This window comes from Corynebacterium tuberculostearicum, from assembly GCF_013408445.1.
Classification (GTDB): domain Bacteria; phylum Actinomycetota; class Actinomycetes; order Mycobacteriales; family Mycobacteriaceae; genus Corynebacterium; species Corynebacterium tuberculostearicum.
On sequence record NZ_JACBZL010000001.1, the window covers coordinates 801,058 to 818,806 of the forward strand.

General features: G+C 59.1%; 16 protein-coding genes. 7 read left to right on the forward strand and 9 right to left on the reverse strand.

All coding sequences use genetic code 11. From position 1 onward, the window contains the following. Window positions 1-14 precede the first annotated feature (14 nt). On the forward strand, window positions 15-737 hold the full coding sequence (gene yaaA / locus BJ985_RS03795; protein WP_179386637.1) for a peroxide stress protein YaaA: 723 nt from the start codon (window positions 15-17) through the stop codon (window positions 735-737). A gap of 16 nt (window positions 738-753) precedes the next feature. Here the strand turns inward: yaaA and BJ985_RS03800 are convergent, their stop codons facing one another. The 5 genes from BJ985_RS03800 to BJ985_RS03820 form a co-directional block, all read right to left on the reverse strand. Beyond that, window positions 754-2,067 carry a DUF4921 family protein gene (locus BJ985_RS03800; protein WP_040425276.1) on the reverse strand — a complete coding sequence of 438 codons (1,314 nt, stop codon included), beginning with the start codon at window positions 2,065-2,067 and terminating at the stop codon, window positions 754-756. A 27-nt stretch (window positions 2,068-2,094) separates the two neighbouring features. Next, the gene (locus BJ985_RS03805; protein ID WP_005325189.1) at window positions 2,095-2,847 is read right to left on the reverse strand and encodes an ABC transporter permease; all 753 of its coding nucleotides are present in this window, start codon (window positions 2,845-2,847) and stop codon (window positions 2,095-2,097) included. A 32-nt stretch (window positions 2,848-2,879) separates the two neighbouring features. Next, window positions 2,880-3,779, reverse strand: coding sequence for an ABC transporter ATP-binding protein (locus BJ985_RS03810; protein WP_179386638.1), 900 nt, complete (start codon window positions 3,777-3,779; stop codon window positions 2,880-2,882). Window positions 3,780-3,845: 66 nt separating this feature from the next. Continuing rightward, window positions 3,846-4,589: a response regulator gene (locus tag BJ985_RS03815; protein ID WP_005325191.1), complete on the reverse strand. Its 744-nt coding sequence runs from the start codon at window positions 4,587-4,589 to the stop codon at window positions 3,846-3,848. Beyond that, window positions 4,582-5,469 (reverse strand): sensor histidine kinase, encoded by an 888-nt coding sequence (locus BJ985_RS03820; protein ID WP_236587096.1) that lies wholly within the window; start codon window positions 5,467-5,469, stop codon window positions 4,582-4,584. The genes BJ985_RS03815 and BJ985_RS03820 overlap by 8 nt, the downstream gene beginning before the upstream one ends. Before the next feature lie 364 nt (window positions 5,470-5,833). Between BJ985_RS03820 and BJ985_RS03825 the strand changes: the two genes are divergently transcribed. Both BJ985_RS03825 and BJ985_RS03830 read left to right on the forward strand, forming a co-directional pair. Beyond that, on the forward strand, window positions 5,834-6,655 hold the full coding sequence (locus BJ985_RS03825; RefSeq protein ID WP_005325193.1) for a PhzF family phenazine biosynthesis protein: 822 nt from the start codon (window positions 5,834-5,836) through the stop codon (window positions 6,653-6,655). Beyond that, window positions 6,656-8,011 carry a protein adenylyltransferase SelO family protein gene (locus BJ985_RS03830; protein ID WP_179386639.1) on the forward strand — a complete coding sequence of 452 codons (1,356 nt, stop codon included), beginning with the start codon at window positions 6,656-6,658 and terminating at the stop codon, window positions 8,009-8,011. It abuts the gene before it with no gap. Window positions 8,012-8,096: 85 nt separating this feature from the next. Here BJ985_RS03830 and mqo read toward each other — a convergent pair whose 3' ends face one another. Continuing rightward, window positions 8,097-9,593: a malate dehydrogenase (quinone) gene (gene mqo / locus BJ985_RS03835; RefSeq protein ID WP_005325195.1), complete on the reverse strand. Its 1,497-nt coding sequence runs from the start codon at window positions 9,591-9,593 to the stop codon at window positions 8,097-8,099. Window positions 9,594-9,857: 264 nt separating this feature from the next. Here mqo and BJ985_RS03840 point away from each other — a divergent pair, with 264 nt between their 5' ends. The 4 genes from BJ985_RS03840 (at window position 9,858) to BJ985_RS03855 (ending at window position 13,452) form a co-directional block, all read left to right on the forward strand. Next, complete coding sequence (locus BJ985_RS03840) at window positions 9,858-10,886, forward strand: alpha/beta hydrolase (protein ID WP_005328696.1); 1,029 nt, start codon at window positions 9,858-9,860, stop codon at window positions 10,884-10,886. Between the two features lie 27 nt (window positions 10,887-10,913). Further along, a complete protein-coding gene (gene mtr, locus BJ985_RS03845; RefSeq protein WP_179386640.1) occupies window positions 10,914-12,317 on the forward strand; it encodes a mycothione reductase in 1,404 nt (467 codons plus the stop codon). A 316-nt stretch (window positions 12,318-12,633) separates the two neighbouring features. Then, entirely contained in the window at window positions 12,634-13,008 is a 375-nt protein-coding gene (locus BJ985_RS03850) for a hypothetical protein (protein WP_179386641.1), read from the forward strand. A 48-nt stretch (window positions 13,009-13,056) separates the two neighbouring features. After that, on the forward strand, window positions 13,057-13,452 hold the full coding sequence (locus tag BJ985_RS03855; RefSeq protein ID WP_179386642.1) for a hypothetical protein: 396 nt from the start codon (window positions 13,057-13,059) through the stop codon (window positions 13,450-13,452). A 194-nt stretch (window positions 13,453-13,646) separates the two neighbouring features. Here the strand turns inward: BJ985_RS03855 and map are convergent, their stop codons facing one another. From map to ispG, 3 genes are all read right to left on the reverse strand, one after another. Next, window positions 13,647-14,516 carry a type I methionyl aminopeptidase gene (gene map, locus BJ985_RS03860; protein ID WP_179386643.1) on the reverse strand — a complete coding sequence of 290 codons (870 nt, stop codon included), beginning with the start codon at window positions 14,514-14,516 and terminating at the stop codon, window positions 13,647-13,649. A gap of 84 nt (window positions 14,517-14,600) precedes the next feature. After that, window positions 14,601-16,454: a penicillin-binding transpeptidase domain-containing protein gene (locus tag BJ985_RS03865; RefSeq protein WP_179386644.1), complete on the reverse strand. Its 1,854-nt coding sequence runs from the start codon at window positions 16,452-16,454 to the stop codon at window positions 14,601-14,603. Between the two features lie 81 nt (window positions 16,455-16,535). Further along, the gene (ispG, locus tag BJ985_RS03870) at window positions 16,536-17,699 is read right to left on the reverse strand and encodes a flavodoxin-dependent (E)-4-hydroxy-3-methylbut-2-enyl-diphosphate synthase (protein WP_179386645.1); all 1,164 of its coding nucleotides are present in this window, start codon (window positions 17,697-17,699) and stop codon (window positions 16,536-16,538) included. Window positions 17,700-17,749 lie beyond the last annotated feature (50 nt).

Below are 17,749 nucleotides of genomic sequence, written 5' to 3' on the forward strand. Positions count from 1 at the left end.
GCTACCCTGTATATATGCTCATTATCCTCCCTCCTTCAGAAACTAAGGCTCATGGCGGTACGGGACAGCCCCTTGACTTTGAGCGGCTATCCTTCCCAGAACTGCACGATACCCGGCGCGAAATTGCCGCTGAGCTGCAGTCTCTTCCGGTAGACGAGGCCATGGAAGTATTGAAGCTTTCGGAAAAGCTGCGCGGTGAGGCCGAATCCAACCAGGGGCTTTTCACCACCCCCACCATGCCAGCCGTGTTGCGCTATACCGGCGTGCTTTTTGATGCCTTGGATGCCCCTTCCCTGCCCACGTGGGATCGCCTTGCTATTGGCGATGCCCTCTTTGGCGTCCTCCGCGCCAGCGACCCCATTCCGCATTACCGGCTTTCGGGTGGCTCGAAGCTTGGCGGCCGCACCATGAAGTCGCGCTGGGGCAAGCAGATTACGCAGGCGCTCGAGGGAGTGGACGAGCTTATTGTCGATCTGCGCTCGGGCACTTACCAGCAGCTCGGCCGGGTAAAGGATGCGGTAACGGTACGGGTGGAAAGCCTGCAGGACGATGGTTCGCGCAAGGTGGTCAGCCACTTCAATAAGCACTTCAAGGGCCTGTTAGCCCGCGAGTTAGCGCTCTCGCCTGCCGACGCCTATAGCGCCGCCGACGTTGCCGCCATCGCGCGCGCCGCGGGTATGACCGTTGAGGAGCCGGGGCCTGGGTCGAGTGAGCTTACGCTCGTCGTCAAGCGCTGAGCCCAACGCTGCCCGCTTAGCGCAGCTGCGGGTTATACAGCAGGCTATTGCGCTGTACCGAACATTCGGTAGCCACGCGGACCGAGCGGGCAACATGTCCGGACTCGCGCAAGGAATAAAGCTGGCTAACTACCCTATCACGCAGATCCCAGGGCGAGATGGTGTTGAGATAAATCTTGGTGCCGCCTTCGAATCCGGCAAGGGTAGAAATGCGGAGCTTGATGAGAATGCGCCATGGCTGAGCGACGTCGACATCGGCAGGCTTGTGGTGCCACTCCTCATTGCAGGGAACCTCGCGGCCGACAGCAGCGTGGGCAGCATGGACGAGGTCGCTCATGGCGCGGATTTCTTCTTCCGACTGCCGCCACGGCTCGCAGGTCGCGGACTTGGAGTAGACCTCCAAGGTGGGATAGCGGTGCCCAAAGCCGGCGAAGAGGACGGCATGGTCGTTTTCCGCAATGATGAGGTTGCGGCTAGCGGCATAGTCCACCGCCCACTCGTTGTACATATTCATATTGCTGCGCAGCATCTGTACCTCCCGGTGGGAGGCCATGCCGCGGTCATCGATGGCAACGAGTTGCTTGTGCAGGTGCTCAAAGGAGGCGCCGGCTGGCTGCAGCCAATTTTGGAAGGCCACCACATAGGGTGCGTAGCGGTTGCGTTCGTAGAGGTCGCGCATGGCGTCAATAGTCAGCTGCATAAAGAGCAGGTGCTCTTCGGCGCTGAGGGTGCCGGAAGATACCACTTGGGAATCATCCTGTGCACCGCGCTCAAAATGGCGGCCCGCCACGATGACGTCGTGGCCACCTGCGAAAAAGCCCGCCGCCTGTTCTATAAGTTCCTCGTCGCTTGCCTCGGGCAGGTGCGCTGCCTTTCGCTTCGTGCGCACGATATTGAGCACATGTTCACGGCCGGCAGGATCTGCAAGGTAGTTGTCCATGCGTTGGCGGGTCTCAGCATCCATGTCGAAGCCGTAGTTGGCGTGCCAATAGTCAAAGGAGACGATTTCAAACAGATTTGGAATGCGGCGAAAGGCCGGGACGGTGTGGCCGTATTCGCTCAAGGGCAATCCACGCACAATCCCGCCGGACGGCAGGATGCGGGCCTTTTCCGGCGGGGTATCAGTCATGCGCCCTGAACAAAAGGCGCAGCGGTGGGTGAAGTCTTCTTCCTGCAGTGGCTGCGGGTTAGCCACTGGCGTGGACAGCGGGCGGTTGCCGCGGCCCGGCACGGTCCACACTTCGGTCCCGGAGAACGGGTTGACCTGCTTGACCGTGCCATCCCGCATGGTCTGGATAGGTTCTATGCGGGCAAAAAGTGCATCACTCATGCCCACCAGCGTAGTTAGTTCTGGGAGTTATTTGGCGACGGACCGACGGCGGGACACTGCGCACGCACCGCCGACGCAGACTGCCAGCGTGACGCCCAGAATCAAAGCAGACACACCGCGGGAATGGTCCAAGGGGCCCAAATCGCTACCCAGGACCAAGGTCTGCATATTGGCGAAGGGCAGGCAGCTCAACAACGCTTCTGCCCACGAAGCGTCAAATGCCATAAGCGCAGTTTCAAGAACAAAGAACTCCACCACGAGGATCATCGCCGCAAATGTGCCGCTACGCAAGAGATAAGCCAACCCCATAGCCAGCAGGCTAAAGCCGGCCCATTCCAGGTAAGCAAACACCACTCGGTTGCAATCCGGCCACTGGTGAAAGCTTGTGAAGTCAATATCGCCGCCGAGTGCCGCAATCAGCAAGGTTCCCACAGCTATACCCAGCGTGGCAGCGAGCAAGAGTGATACCAGGATGACTAAGAATTGGCTGAGCACTATGCCAACGCGGCGGTTGGAGGAAAGATAAGACCATGCAACGGTTCCCTTTCCTAGGTCACCTCCGACCATCATCGCAGATGCAAAGATCATCACCACCATGGCGAGGTCACTAGCTGCCAAGACATCACTGGATTGAAACTTGCCGTCCGCGGTGCCGTTGAAGTCATAGCCCCAAGCCGTAAGCACGCCGCCGGCGGTCATGCCGAGTGCCACGATGGCGAGGTAGACCCAGGTAGAGCGAAGAGAAAAGAGCTTGCGGGATTCTGAAACCACAGTATTCATAGAAATCTGTCCTTAAAGGTTGGGTTGTGCGTTTAGGCGGAGCGGTAGGCCACGTGGTCGGCGGTCGCGCCGAGGTAGGCCTCTTCTAGGGAGGGCTGTTTGCGTTCCAAGCTGGAGATAAGAATGCGGTTATCCAGGCAGATGCGGCCGATGTCGGAGCCTTCGAGGCCGCGCACGCGCAGGACTTCACCGTCAAAGGAGGTTTCCGCATCGGTGCCGTGCAATAGGCGCAGGAGTTCATCGGGCTGGTCCACAATTACCTCGAGGCTTGCGCCTCCCGTGCCATTGACAAACTCCTCCACGGTGCCCTCGCCCAGCAGCTTGCCCTTGCCGATGACCACGAGGCGGTCTGCGGTGAGCTGCATTTCCGAAAGCAGGTGGGAGGAAACCAGCACGGAGCAACCGGCCTCAGCGAATTCGCGGATGCGGGCACGCATCCAGTGCACGCCTTCGGGGTCGAGGCCGTTGACGGGTTCGTCGAGAAGCAAGTGCTTCGGCTCGCCGATAAGCGCACAAGCAAGGCCCAGGCGCTGCTTCATGCCTAGCGAATAGCCGCCCACGCGCTTAGTGGCTACCTGAGTTAGGCCGACGCGGTCCAAGGTGTCATCCACGTGGTTCATAGACACGCCCTGCAGCGCGGCCATGTAGCCCAGGTGGGCACGGGCGCTGCGGCCCGGGTGGAACCAGTTCGCATCCAGCAAGGTGCCCACCATGGTGGCGGGATTGGACAGTTCACGGAAAGGCGTGCCATCAAAAGTCGCGGTGCCGGAAGTCGGATTCTCCAGCCCCACGCACATGCGCATGGTGGTGGATTTGCCGGAACCATTCGGTCCGAGGAAGCCGGTGACTTGACCGTCAGGAACCTCGAAGGAGAGGTCATCTACTGCTTTAAAGGAACGGAAATTCTTGGAAAGGTGTGAAACTTTGAGCATGGTTCCCATCGTGCCGCCTGACCGGCACAAAGTAACCATCCTTGGGAGTGATTTAGCAGGTCATACCTAGGGATGAGACAGCAGTTCCTCCACCGAGACCACGCCATGGGTAAGGGCGTAGAGCACAGCATGCACGCGGTCGCGCGAGCCGGTTTTCGTCAAGATATGGCGTACGTGGGTCTTGACCGTGGCCATGGAGACGAACTCGCACTCGGAGATTTCGGTATTCGAATACCCCAGTGCCATTAGCTTGAGGACGTCTAGCTCGCGTGGCGTGAGATCTTCTGCCGGAGGGGCGGTAGCTGCTGCCGCAACGGGGGTGGCATGTGAATCGGGCTGTGACGCGGACTGCCCGCTGCGCAATTGCTGCAGCACCTGTGCGGTAATGCGCGGTGAAAGGACGGCCTCGCCAGAATGTACGGTGCGAATGGCGGCGAGGAGTTCCTCCGGTTCGACGTCTTTGAGCAGGAATCCAGAAGCCCCGGCGGAAATGGCGCCGTGGACAAAGTTCTGGTCATCGAAGGTGGTAAGCATAATGACTTGGGTATCCGGGAATTCCGGCAGCAGCCTTTCGGTGGCGGCGATGCCATTGACGCGGGCCATCTGGACATCCATGAGCACAATATCGGCAGGCTGCGCGCGGGCGAGGTCGAGGACTTCATCGCCATCGGATGCCTGCCAGGCAACGTCTAAATCCTCTTGGGAGCCAAGGAGCATGGCGAACCCGGCGCGCACGAGGGGCTGGTCATCTACTAGGCCAATGCGGATGGGAGCGGCATGCGATCTTGCTGGCTGCTCAGAGTTAGTCATTGGGTACCTCCACGGTGATAAAGAAGTGTCCGTCCTCTGTGCGGGTAGCAACGCTGCCGCCATAGGCCCTAACGCGCTCGCTCATCCCGATGAGCCCGTAACCGGGCTCGTGATTGTCCGGCGTGCGTGCGGCCGGGTTATCGGCGCTCAATACTAGGCCGCTTCCAGTAGAGCGAAAGCGCAGCACTCCCCTTTTATCGCGGGAATGCTTGAGCATATTGGTCAAAATTTCTTGCACCACGCGGTAGACGGTGAACTGATAGAGCTCGTCGCTTTCGGTCGGCAGGTCCTCCAGCCCGTGCACGGTGATATCGAAACCGCTGCGGCGGGCTTCCGAGATGAGTCCTGCGATATCACTCGCGCCGGGCGCCTTGGTATCGGCGCGGGAATCTCCATCTCGCAGCACGGAGAGCAATCCGCGCATCTGTTTGAGGGAATCGCGGGAGGTAGAGGCGATGGTTTCTAAGGCTTCTGTGGCCGCTGCGGGATTTTTGGCGGCGGCGAACCGGGCGCCGTCGGCAAGAGCGATAACGCCCGCTAAGTTATGCGCCACAATGTCATGCATTTCGCGGGCGATGCGGTTGCGCTCTACCGCGCCGGCCATCTCCGCACGTTCAATCAGAAGCTGCTGGTCCTCGCGCTTTTTGCGGTCATTGGTGCCAAGCAGGAAGAAAAAGCCCATGACCGGCCACGCGATGATGACGACGGAGGCGAAGGCAGGAAGCGGGCCAACAGTGGTGTCTTCGAGGCCAAAATCGATGCCGCTGATAATCCTCCGCCCGTATAGGTCCGCTGCGGTGGCCGCCAAGGAGCCAAAGGCAATCCACCCTATCCAGATTCGCTGTAGTCGTTTGGGTGAATGTGCTCCTATCAGAAACACGCAGTAAGCCAAAGGGAAAAAGTGAGCGTTGCCCATTGCAGCAAGCGGGGTAAAGATGCACACCGTTAGCGTGATAGCAGTGACCCCGATGGCATATTCCCTGAGCTTGGGGTGTAGCCAGAGTGCTAGTGGAATAACGACTGTATAAAGTACGAGAACCAGCTCCTGGAAAAGCGAAGTTCTATCAATAACACCTTCTGCCGCCGGCACCGAAGCCCCCCAGAAAAACAGCGGAATGATAATTCTCCACGGTGGGCCTACCCACGCGCGAAGTGCATCGGGCCATAGCTTCTTCATGGCTTTCTAGGCTAGCGCAGGCGCTAAGCTTTAGTCCTCATCCCTGGGGCTGACTAGACTGGCGGGCATGCACCACGAGTTCTTTGAGGTTGATGTTTTTGCCACGGGTGCCTTTAACGGCAATGCCTTGGCGGTGATCGCGGGCGCCGACGGCCTAAGTACCGAGCAAATGCAGGCAATCGCGAACTGGACCAACTTTTCTGAGACCACCTTCTTGCTCGAGCCTCACGACGCCCGCGCGGACTACCGCGTGCGCATTTTCACCCCGTACGAGGAGTTTGATTTTGCCGGCCACCCCACCTTGGGCAGCGCTGCCGCGTGGCGGGCGCTAGGCAATAACCCGCAGACAGAGGGAACTATCGTCCAAGAATGCGGCGTGGGCTTGGTAACCGTCCGCGAAGAGGGCGAAGTCTTGTCCTTTGCTACCCCGCCGCTGCGCCGCGATGAACCGCTAAGCCCGGCGGATCTGAAGGAGGCCTGCGGTGGGCTGGGGCTAGATAGCGCGGATATTGTTGACCATGGCTGGGTGGACAATGGCCCGGGCTGGCGCCTGCTGCAATTACGCGATGCCGCGGCGGTGCGCGCGGTTGAGCCTCGATCCGAGCGCCCCAAGGTCGGCGTAGTGGGCCTTAATCCCAACGCCGCAGAGGGTGAGTCGGCCTATGAGGTTCGGGCCTTTACCACGCAATTCGAAGACCCAGTCACCGGTTCTTTCAATGGCGGCGCCGCGCAGTTTATGCGCTCGCGTAACTTGGTGCCGGCGCGTTATACCGCAACACAAGGCAGCCAGATAGGCCGAGCGGGCGAAGTATTTATCAACGATGACGGCACGGATATTTGGGTAGGCGGTCGCGCCCAGATTCGCGTGCGCGGAACACTGGAGGTTTAGATGCAGCTACACCACGATTTTGCTCAGAAGCTCCCCCACTTGGTTCGCCCCACCGAGGGTGAGGAGCAGCCGAACCCAGAGATGGTCATTTTGAACGAGGAACTGGCTAGTCAGTTGGGCTTTGACCCGGACTGGCTGCGCTCCTCCGAGGGCATAGATTTCCTTACCGGCCGAGCAGGCGGCCACGCTATGGCCTATTCCGGCTTCCAATTCGGTGCGTTTAACCCGCAGATGGGAGACGGCCGGGCCATGCTCTTAGGCGAGGTAGAAAAGGACGGCCGTTTGTGGGATCTCCATGCCAAAGGGACTGGGCTTACTCCCTTTTCCCGCCTCGGGTCCGATGGCCGCGGAACGCTATCTTCCATGCTGCGCGAGTACCTAATCTCTGAGGCTATGCATGCCTTGGGTGTTCCCACCACCCGGGCGCTGGCGGTTATCTCCACCGGCCGGCCCATTCAGCGCGGGCACGTGCAACCGGCCGGCATTGTGGTACGCGTGGCAGCCAGCCATATCCGCGTCGGCACCTTTCACCTAGCCGCGCAGACGGATTACACCCGCCAGTTGGCCGACTATGCCATTGCGCGCCACTACCCTGGCGCGGACTACCAGGAATTTTTCACCCAGGTGATGGATGCGCAGATCCGCACCGTGTCCCACTGGATGCGCTTGGGCTTTATTCATGGCGTGATGAATACGGATAACACCACCATCTCTGGCGAAACCATTGACTATGGCCCCTGTGCCTTTATGGAGGCCTATTCGACCGCCACGGTCTTTTCCAGCATCGATAGGCAGGGCCGTTATGCCTTTGGCAATCAGCCCTCCATTCTGCGATGGAACCTGGCCCGCTTGGCAGAATCCCTCCTGCCGCTTTTTGATTTGGACATGAATAAGGCCATGAGCTTTGCTCAGGAATCCATCACCGGCTTTAGCGACCGCTTTGAGGACCAGCGCAGAGCAGATTTAGCACAGGCTCTGGATACCTCTCTAGAAGTCGCTTCTTCCTATGCAGCTGCCATGCAGCTCAACGGCCCAGATATCACGCTGGCTCACCGCGCTCTTGCCGACGCCGCCGCGGGCCACCCCACCCTCGCCCGCGAGCTCTTTGCCGAGGGAGACTTCTTGGATGACTACCTTGCCTCCTCGCCCGATCCTTCCCGCGTCGATAGCGCCATGCCGCGGGTCATCCCGCGCAACCTCGCTGTAGAATCCGCGCTGGATGCTGCCGAACGCGGGGAGATGGGCCCGTATCAGGAGCTCCTCCACGCGGTCACCCACCCGTGGGAGCCCAACTCCACGTTCGAATCGCCGGATCCTAATGGTCTCGAGGGCTACCTCACCTACTGCGGCACCTAGGGCTGCCATTACCTGCCTAGGACGCACGAAACCCTCGCACCGGCACGAAGGGGGTGCGAGGGTTTGTGAGGCCGAAAGCTAGCTCTTAGCGGTCCAGCTTCAGGGTCTTCTGGGTGTACTCCCACATCTCGTCGTACAGCTTCTCATCGTTGCGCAGCTTGATGCCATAAGACGGAACCATCTCGCGAATCTTGTCTGCCCAATCAATCATGTGCTCGCCGAAGCAACGCTCCAGCAGCTCCAGCATGACGGCCGGGGCAATGGATGCACCCGGGGAAGCGCCGAGCAGGCCGGCGATATTGCCCTCCTGGTTATTCACCAGGGTGGTGCCGAACTCGAGGGAACCGAACTGCGGGGCACCAGCAGGCTTAATCACCTGGACGCGCTGGCCAGCGATAACGGTTTCCCAGTCGCTTTCCTTTGCTTCCGGTACGTACTCGCGCAGGGCTTCCACGCGGTCCGAGAAGCTCTTGCGCACCTCATCGACCAGGTACTTGGTCAGGCCGAACTCCTGCACGGCAACGCCGAGGTAAGAGGTGATGTTGTCTGGGCGGATGGACTTGAACAGGTCCAGGTAGGTGCCCTTCTTCAGGAACTTCGGGCTCCAACCACCGTAAGGACCGAAGAGCAGGCCCTTCTCACCGTCGATCACGCGGGTATCCAGGTGCGGCACCGACATTGGTGGGGCGCCCACGGCAGCCTTGCCGTAGACCTTAGCCTGGTGCTGCTCGATAAGCTCTGGGTTCTTTGAGCGCAGCCACAGACCGGATACTGGGAAGCCTGCGTAACCGGCAACTTCCTTCACCTTTGCCTTGCGCAGCAGGTCCAGGGCGTAACCGCCAGCACCAACGAAGACGAACTTTGCCTTAACTACGGTGATGTCACCGGTGTGCTTGTTCTTGGAGTACACCTTCCACGCGGAGCCATCGCGCTTGATGTCGATGACCTCGTGTCCGTAGCGGATCTCGGTGCCGGAAGCCTTAGCTGCGGTCAGGAACTGCTTGGTCAGCGCGCCAAAGTTGACGTCGGTACCAGCGTCGGTCCAAGAAATGGCCACCTTATTGGAGAAGTCACGGCCCTTCGCCATCAGCGGCAGCTTCTCAGCAAAATCGGAATCGTCCGCGGAGAACTGCATGCCCGGGAACATGTGCTTCTCGCTCAGCACATCATAACGGCGCTTGAGGTAATCCACCTGGATTTCGCCCTGTGCGAAGGACACGTGCGGAACCGGATTAATGAATTCGCTCGGGTCGGTGAGAATACCGTTGTTGAGCTGGTGGGACCAGAACTGGCGAGACTTCTGGAACTTCTCGTTGATGCCCAGAGCCTTGGAGATATCAATGCGGCCGTTCTTCTCCGGGGTGTAGTTCAGCTCGCACAGTGCGGAGTGGCCGGTACCGGCGTTATTCCACGGGGAGGAGGACTCCAATGCGGGGCCATCGAGGCGCTCAAAGACCATTTGGGTCCAGCTGGGCTCCAACTCGCGGAGCATAGCACCCAGGGTGGCGCTCATGATGCCAGCACCGATTAGTGCTACATCGACCTCGTCTACAACCTGTGCTGTCTTCTTAGCGGAGGACACTGTGTTATTACCTCTTCGAATTGAAAATAGATATCCATCGGCGCGGTCTACGCCTTGATTTTTAGCGCTTAGCGCCCCGCGCCACCATCGCTGCACTATGACAACCTGGCAGTGCGTCACGCATTAAGGCCTTACTCTACGCTTTTCTCATCCAATTTGGGATTTCTCCCCCAGACCAGTGGCGAAAATGTGGGAATTTCCGCCCCCACTATTTACACCCCACCGGCAGCACCATAAATTCTTCGTTGCACCTAGAATCGAGGCATGGTTACACACTCCCCGGTATGGGGCCCAGACAAGCTTGGCCCTGACTATGAAGCTGCCACCATTGACTTGGGTACAGACCCCGATGGCGAGGGCGACGTGGTCACCACCCTGGTGCACTACGCGCCGGAGCATGCGGGCGATACTGCACGTGAGTCAGCCGCCCCGTCTCGCCCGGCACTGGTGTGGCTACACGGCATGACCGATTATTTCTTCCACACCCACGTAGCCGAGCACTTTGCCGCCGAGGGTTATGACTTTTATGCCATCGATCTGCGCAAGTGCGGCCGCTCGCGCCGCTCGGGCCAGTCGTGGCACTATGCTTCGGACCTGGCGCTGTACTTTACAGACCTCACCGCCGCTCTTGATGCGATCCCCAATGATGAAGTCATCTTCATCGCCCACTCCACCGGTGGCTTGATCGCCCCGCTGTGGATGGATCATCTGCGCCGAACCGACCAAGAACGCCACCAACGCTTGGCGGGCCTCATCCTTAATAGTCCATGGCTGGACATGATGGGCGTGCCCGGCCAGGTCCTCACTCCCCTCAAGCCGCTGCTCTACACATTGGGCCGCATCGCCCCCATGACTCCCCTGCCTGGTGGCAACCTCACTGCTTACGGCGAGTCCGTGCATAAGGATTTCTACGGCGAATGGAATTTTGACCTCCGCTTTAAGCCACTGGCGGGCCATAAGAAATATGTCGGTTGGATAGCCGCGGTATTCCACGGCTTTGATGCTATTCACAGCGGCCGCGTTGATGCCGGTGTCCCCATCTTGACGCTGCAGTCCACTCGCACCCAATTGGGTCAGCCTTACTCCGACAGCGTGAACCACGCAGATGTCATCATCGACGTTGCGCAAACGCGGCGCTGGGCAAAGGAACTTAGTGCCCACTACACCTTGCATCCCATCAAGGGGGCTAGGCACGATGTGTTCCTATCGCTTCCGGACCCGCTCCAAGAAGCTTTTGACGCCTGTGACAAGTGGCTGCCCACCGTCCTAGAAACCCCACAATCTACTCAGTAATTAAGCCCCTATATATAAGGAATAAACGTGACTACTTCACACCAGTCCCACACGCCCGCTGCCGAGGAACATTTCGACCTCATCATCATCGGCACTGGCTCCGGAAACTCCATCCCTAGCCCGGATTTTGATGACCGGAAAATCGCCATCATTGAAAAGGGCACCTTTGGCGGGACCTGCCTCAACGTAGGCTGCATTCCCACCAAGATGTATGTCTACGCCGCCGATATTGCCCTAGCGGCGCGCGAGGCCGGCCGGCTCGGCCTTGATGCTCAGGTCACTAGCGTGGATTGGGATTCCATCGTGGACCGGGTCTTTACCAACCGCATCGACCAGATTGCCCAGGGCGGCGAACAGTACCGTCGCGGCGAAGAAACCCCGAACATTACCGTGTTTGATGAGCACGCCCGTTTCGTCGGCCCGAAGACCATTCAGACCGGCGAGCATGTCATCAGCGGCGACCAGATCGTCATTGCCGCCGGCTCCCGTCCGGTCATTCCGGAGGTCTATGCCAACTCGGGCGTGAAGTACTACACCAATGAAGACATCATGCGCATGGACCACCAGCCAGAAAGCCTCATCGTGGTAGGCGGTGGCTATATCGCCATGGAGTTTGCCCATGTCTTTGACGGCCTCGGCACCAAGGTCACCGTGGTCAATCGCTCCGAGACCTTGCTACGCCACCTGGATGATGACCTATCTAGCCGCTTCAACCAGATTGCTCGCGATCGCTTCGACGTGCGCATAGCCAATGGCACCAAGCTCGAGGAGACTGACACGGGCGTGCGGTTGGAGCTCGACAATGGTGAGTCCGTGGAAGCAGAAGCGATTCTGGTTGCTACTGGGCGCACCCCAAACGGCGATCAGATGGATCTGGACAAGGCGGGCATTGAACTGCTTGCCGACGCCCGCGTGAGCACCGACGAGTTCGGCCGCACCACCGCCGAGGGTGTTTGGGCGCTTGGCGATGTCTCTTCTCCATATATGCTCAAGCACGTAGCCAATGCGGAGACACGCGCAGTGCAGCATAACCTGCTCCACCCAGAAGATCTCCGCCCACTGCCCCACGACAATGTCCCCGCCGCCATCTTTACCCATCCACAAATCGCCACCGTCGGCCTGACAGAAAAGCAAGCACGGGAGCAAGGATTCGACGTCACCGTCAAGGTACAGAATTTTGGCGATGTTGCCTACGGCTGGGCCATGGAAGATCACACCGGCATCTGCAAGCTAGTAGCAGACCGCGCGACTGGGCAGCTTCTCGGCGCGCACCTGATGGGCCCGCAGGCCTCAACCTTGATCCAGCAATTGATTACCGCGATGGCCTACAAGTTGGACATGCGGGAGTTCACTCGCAACCAATATTGGATCCACCCTGCGCTGCCGGAAGTAGTGGAAAATGCCCTTTTGGGACTGGAGTGGAATAAGTGAACTGTTACGTGATCCTTCTCACACTCCTCCAGTTTCTTCCCAGGGTTTAGGACGTTTTCCCACTTCACACCAAGGAAGCCCCATTCACAATTTCAGGCAATTCACCACCATAAAGGGGCCCAAATTAATTAAATCGCTGAAATTCCAGTCTTTGACGTGCAAAAGGACGGGAGTTTTACTAAATTCACTTGGGACACCGGCTCGAGCCGATACGAACACGGCTACCGCGTGTTTATGAATACCGCCTGTGTATTCAATAACACTTTGGTTTCCCAGTGCGGAAGCCTTGCAAGTACGACTTTTAAGGAATTTTGATATGCGTATCCGCAATGCAGCAATCGCTGGCGCAACCGCTCTCGCAGTTGCCTTCGGCGGCACCACCGTTGCCGTAGCAGCTGAGGGCTCTTCCGACGCCGCTCAGACCGCTCCTGCAACCAACGAGGGCTCCTCCCAGCAGGGCTCCTCCTCCGAGGGCCAGAGCTTCCCTAACAAGGTTGACCAGGACCTGAAGCTCGAGGGTGAGAAGGCAGCTGACGGCACCAAGATTTTCGGTTCCTCCAAGGACTTCTCCGAGCAGCCGGTTTGGGCTAAGGTCCTGTACTCCCTGACCATCCTGGGCGGCATCGGTGCTGTTCTGGGCGGCGTCATCGGCCCGGTCGTCAACTTCATCAACCACGGCCCTTCCTTCTAAGCAACAGCCATACGGCTTCATCAAAACTTCCGAAAGGTAATTTTCACAATGCGTAACTTCCGCACTGCAGCCGTTGCTGCTGCTACCGCTGCTACCGTCGCTTTCGGCGGCGTAGCTGTCGCTTCCGCTGAGGACACCACCAACGAGCGTGCTTCCCTGGGCGAGAACCTCTCCTCCGTCATCAAGGACACCAAGGCTGACAAGGGCGAGTACCCGACCCTGTCCTCCAAGATCGGTGCTAACGCTGACAAGGATCAGCAGGTAACCGGCCACGACCTTCTGGGCGAGAAGAAGGGCGAGAACAACCCTCGCTGGGGCGAGATCTGGCGCGACGGCACCGTTGCTCTGGGTATCACCTCCGCTATCGGCGCCCTGATCGGTGCTTACAACTACGCCGTATACAACGGCTTCATCCCTCACGTTCTGGACCCAATCTTCCGCTAATTGCTAGCTAAAGATTGGCTCTAGATAGCTAGGGCTTACACGGGGCCTCGTTCTTAGCACGAGGCCCTTTTGCTATACGCCGGTTCACTCCTGAGGCAGAAGGATTGCCACACGCGGGGCATCGGCAAGCATGCACAAGGCCGCCTCCACTTCCCTGCCGAGGGTCGTGTGGAGGCGGCCTTTGTTAACTAGTTTTAGTCCTCGTCCGGCATGGTGAGGATTTCGTTGCCATCCTCGGTGATAACAAGGGTGTGCTCAAACTGGGCGGTGAACTTGCCGTCGGTGTTTTGGACGGTCCAGTCGTCATCCCAAATTTCGTAGTCCAAGGAGCCAAGGTTAATCATCGGCTCAACAGTCAGGGTCATACCAGGCTCAAGGATGTCGCGGTACACAGTCGAGTCATGGTGTAGGACAACAAGACCGTTGTGGAAGGTTGGGCCAACACCGTGTCCGGTGAAATCGCGCACGACGTTGTAGCCAAAGCGCTTGGCATAAGACTCAATAACGCGGCCAATGACGTTAATCTCACGGCCGGGCTTTGCGGCCTTGATGCCGCGCATCGTGGCCTCCTTGGTGCGCTCTACCAGCAGGCGGTGTTCCTCGGAGACATTACCGGCGAGGAAGGTGGCGTTATTATCCCCGTGGACGCCATTCTTATAAGCGGTGATATCGATATTGACGATGTCGCCATCCTCAATCACCGTGGTATCCGGGATGCCGTGGCAAACAATCTCATTGAGGGATACACAGCTGGACTTGGGGAAGCCGCGGTAGCCTAGCGTAGACGGGTAAGCGCCATGGTCGCACATGTACTCGTGCGCAACGCGGTCTACATAATCAGTGGTCACGCCCGGCTGTACGGCCTTGCCAGCCTCCTTGAGGGCGTTGGCCGCAATCTTGCAGGCCTCACGCATCTTCTCAATAACCTCTGGGGACTGGACGTAGGGCTCGCCAATGCCCTCCTGCACCTCGTCCTTCCACGCGTACTCTGGGCGCTCGATGCTCTCCGGCACGGTGAGGATCGGAGTGGGCTTGCCTGGCTTTAGCTTTCCTCGATTACTCATGGTTTCCCATGGTAGTCCTCTGCGCCCATAATGCAGCGGCCGGGGTCAAAAGACAGGGCCATAGCTCCAGCTCTGAGTCTACGTCTACCCTTCGGCCGGCGGAGCCGCACCCTCGTGCGGTCCGGACCGGTAGTCATCGACCTTCTGCAAGAAGTTGCTAGTGATATTGACCGAGACATCGGAGCCGCCGCCCAAAACCACGAGGGTGGCAAAGGCGATATCGTCTTCTTCCCGGTAACCGGTAAACCAGGCGTGCGAGCCCTCGTTAATCTCGGCCTCACCGGTCTTGCCGTAAATCGTGCCGCCCGCTGCCATGCTGCGTGCGGTACCGCTAGTAACCACTTGGCGCATCATGCCGCGGACGTTATCTAGCACAGGCTTCGAAATCTGCTGCGGCTTATCGGAGGCTTTGGTCTCATGGCCTTCAATCAGCGTAGGTGTTGGCGTCTTGCCATTAGCTACCGTGGCAGAGACAAGCGCCATGCCGAAAGGGCTAGCCAAGTCGTAGCCCTGGCCATAACCGGATTCGGTGCGCTCGAGTGGTTCTTTGCCCTCCGGAATGGAACCGGTAATGGTAGTAAGGCCCGGGATTTCGTATTCCACGCCGAAGCCAAACTTTTTGCCCATATCCTTCAACTCACCAGGCTTAAGCTTGGTGGAGATATCCGCGAAGGTAGTGTTGCACGATTGTGCAAAGGCTTGGCTGAGCGGAACGCTACCTAGGGCGAAGGCGTTGTAGTTGGTCACCACGCGGCCAAAGATATCCATGGTGCCAGGGCACGGAACGATGGTATCGGTATTAAGCCCCTGCTTTTCTACGCCGGCCGCAGCGGTGAGAATCTTGAACACCGAGCCGGGCGGGTACTGACCTTGTAAGGCTACATCACCGTCTTCATCGGCTTTCTCGGTTTGGGCGACGGCCAAGATATCGCCATTGGAGGGCCGAATGGCTACGAGCATGGCCTGGGAATCGGCACGCTCATTGACCGCCTCCTGCGCGGCACGCTGCACGTCGTAGTCCAGACCTACCTTGATCGATGGCGCCGCATCAGGGTCGTGCTTTTCCACATCAGAGAGCGCCGCACCATTTTCATTGACCACAGAAATAGACCAGCCCGTTTGGCCATCGACCTCATCTTGGACCGCGGAGCGCACGCGCGACATCAGATCGGGTGCCAGCCCACGGTCGCGGGTGACCAGAGCCGGTTCTTCATTGAGGCGCACGCCGTCTATGCCTTCCACCTTGGGGCGCACGGCCTTGGCTTGGTCCTCCGTAAACATGGTCACGGAAAAGGAGCCGTCTGCATCCTCCAATTTTTTGGCCAGATCCTTGGCATCCATCTCCGCAATGGAGTCATCCTGGCGATGGGCGGCAGCAAGTGCGCCGCTGATCTTGGAAGCGGTGGGCCGCACATCATCCAGCGAGCTGGTATCTACCACCAGCCGGTAATTCAGGCCCGGGCTCATCAATTCCACCCCGTTGGAAGAAACCACGCTGGCGCGCTCTGCCTCCAGCGCGCGCAGTTCCAGGTGCTGATTTGCTCCCAGGTCGGGGTGGATAAGGCTCGGCTTCCACCGCACCGTCCATTCATCCTCGGTCTTGGTCAGCGTCATCTGCGTGTCATAGCTCAAGGTGCGGTCCTTGGGCAGGTCCCAGGTGACCTTGTAGTTCGCCGTGGCGAGGTTCTCATCCTGGTCCACGCCTTCAAGCTCCATGTCGAGCCCCTCGGCTTGCAGGCCGGAGTAGGTGGCATCGAGAGCGGAGGTGGCGTCCGAGGGGGCGTCGGTAAGCGCGGCTAAACCGTCATTATTCCGGGACTCCATCCCCTGGAGGAATTCCTCCGCCACCGGTTCCGCGGAAACCGGCTTCGGCGTACAGGCAACCACGCTGGTGGAGGCGAGCGTGATAGTTGCAACCAGCGCGACCAACTTCTTCATGTCTTGGCACTCTAGCAGCGCAAGCGCCAAAAAAGACTGCCCCACACCGAAGTGCGGGGCAGTCTGCTCAAAGTGGGTGAATTACTGGGTTACGCGAACCTCAGCCTTGGCGCCTTCCACGGCTTCCATACCCTGCTCATCGGCAATGCGCATGGCCTCTTCAATGAGGGTCTCCACGATCTTGTCTTCCGGCACGGTGCGAACAACCTCGCCCTTAACAAAGATCTGACCCTTGCCATTGCCAGAAGCAACACCGAGATCGGCATCGCGGGCCTCGCCTGGGCCGTTGACAACACAGCCCATCACGGCAACGCGCAGCGGGAACTCCATGCCGTCCAAGCCGGCGGTAACTTCTTCTGCCAGCTTGTAAACGTCCACCTGGGCGCGGCCGCAGGACGGGCAGGAGACGATTTCCAACTTGCGCGGGCGCAGGTTGAGCGACTGCAGAATCTGGTCGCCCACCTTGATTTCCTCTACCGGCGGGGCGGACAGGGACACGCGAATGGTATCGCCAATGCCCTCTGCCAGCAGTGCACCGAAGGCCACGGAAGACTTGATGGTGCCCATGAACTTCGGACCGGCCTCGGTCACGCCAAGGTGCAGCGGGTAATCAGTCTTTTCCGCCAGCTGGCGGTAGGCCTCCACCATCAGAACCGGATCGGAGTGCTTAACGGAAATAGCGATATCGCCATAACCGTGCTCCTCAAAGAGGCCAGCCTCCCAAATAGCGGACTCGACGAGTGCCTCCGGGGTGGCCTTGCCGTACTTTTCCAGTAGGCGCTTGTCCAAGGAGCCACCATTCACGCCGATGCGGATGGGAATGCCGGCATCGCCTGCGGCCTTAGCAACTTCCTTCACGCGGCCGTCAAACTCGCGGATATTACCTGGGTTTACGCGGATGGCGGCGCAACCAGCGTCGATGGCCTGGAAGATGTACTTCGGCTGGAAGTGGATATCCGCAATCACCGGGATCGGAGACTTCTTGGCAATGGCCGGAAGTGCCTCCGCGTCGATGGGCTTAGGGCAAGCCACGCGCACGATATCGCAGCCGGAAGCGGTCAGCTGCGCGATCTGCTGCAGCGTGCCGTTAATGTCGTGCGTCTTGGTATTGGTCATTGACTGCACCGAGATGGGCGAGTCAGAGCCGACGCCGACCGGGCCCACCTGCAGCTGACGAGTCTTGCGGCGCGGGTGCAGGACTGGTGGTGGGCCGTCTGGGATTCCTAGACCGATGGGGGTCGACATGAATTCTCCTTGTTGAAGCACAGTAATTACATACGGTGGGTGATTAACGC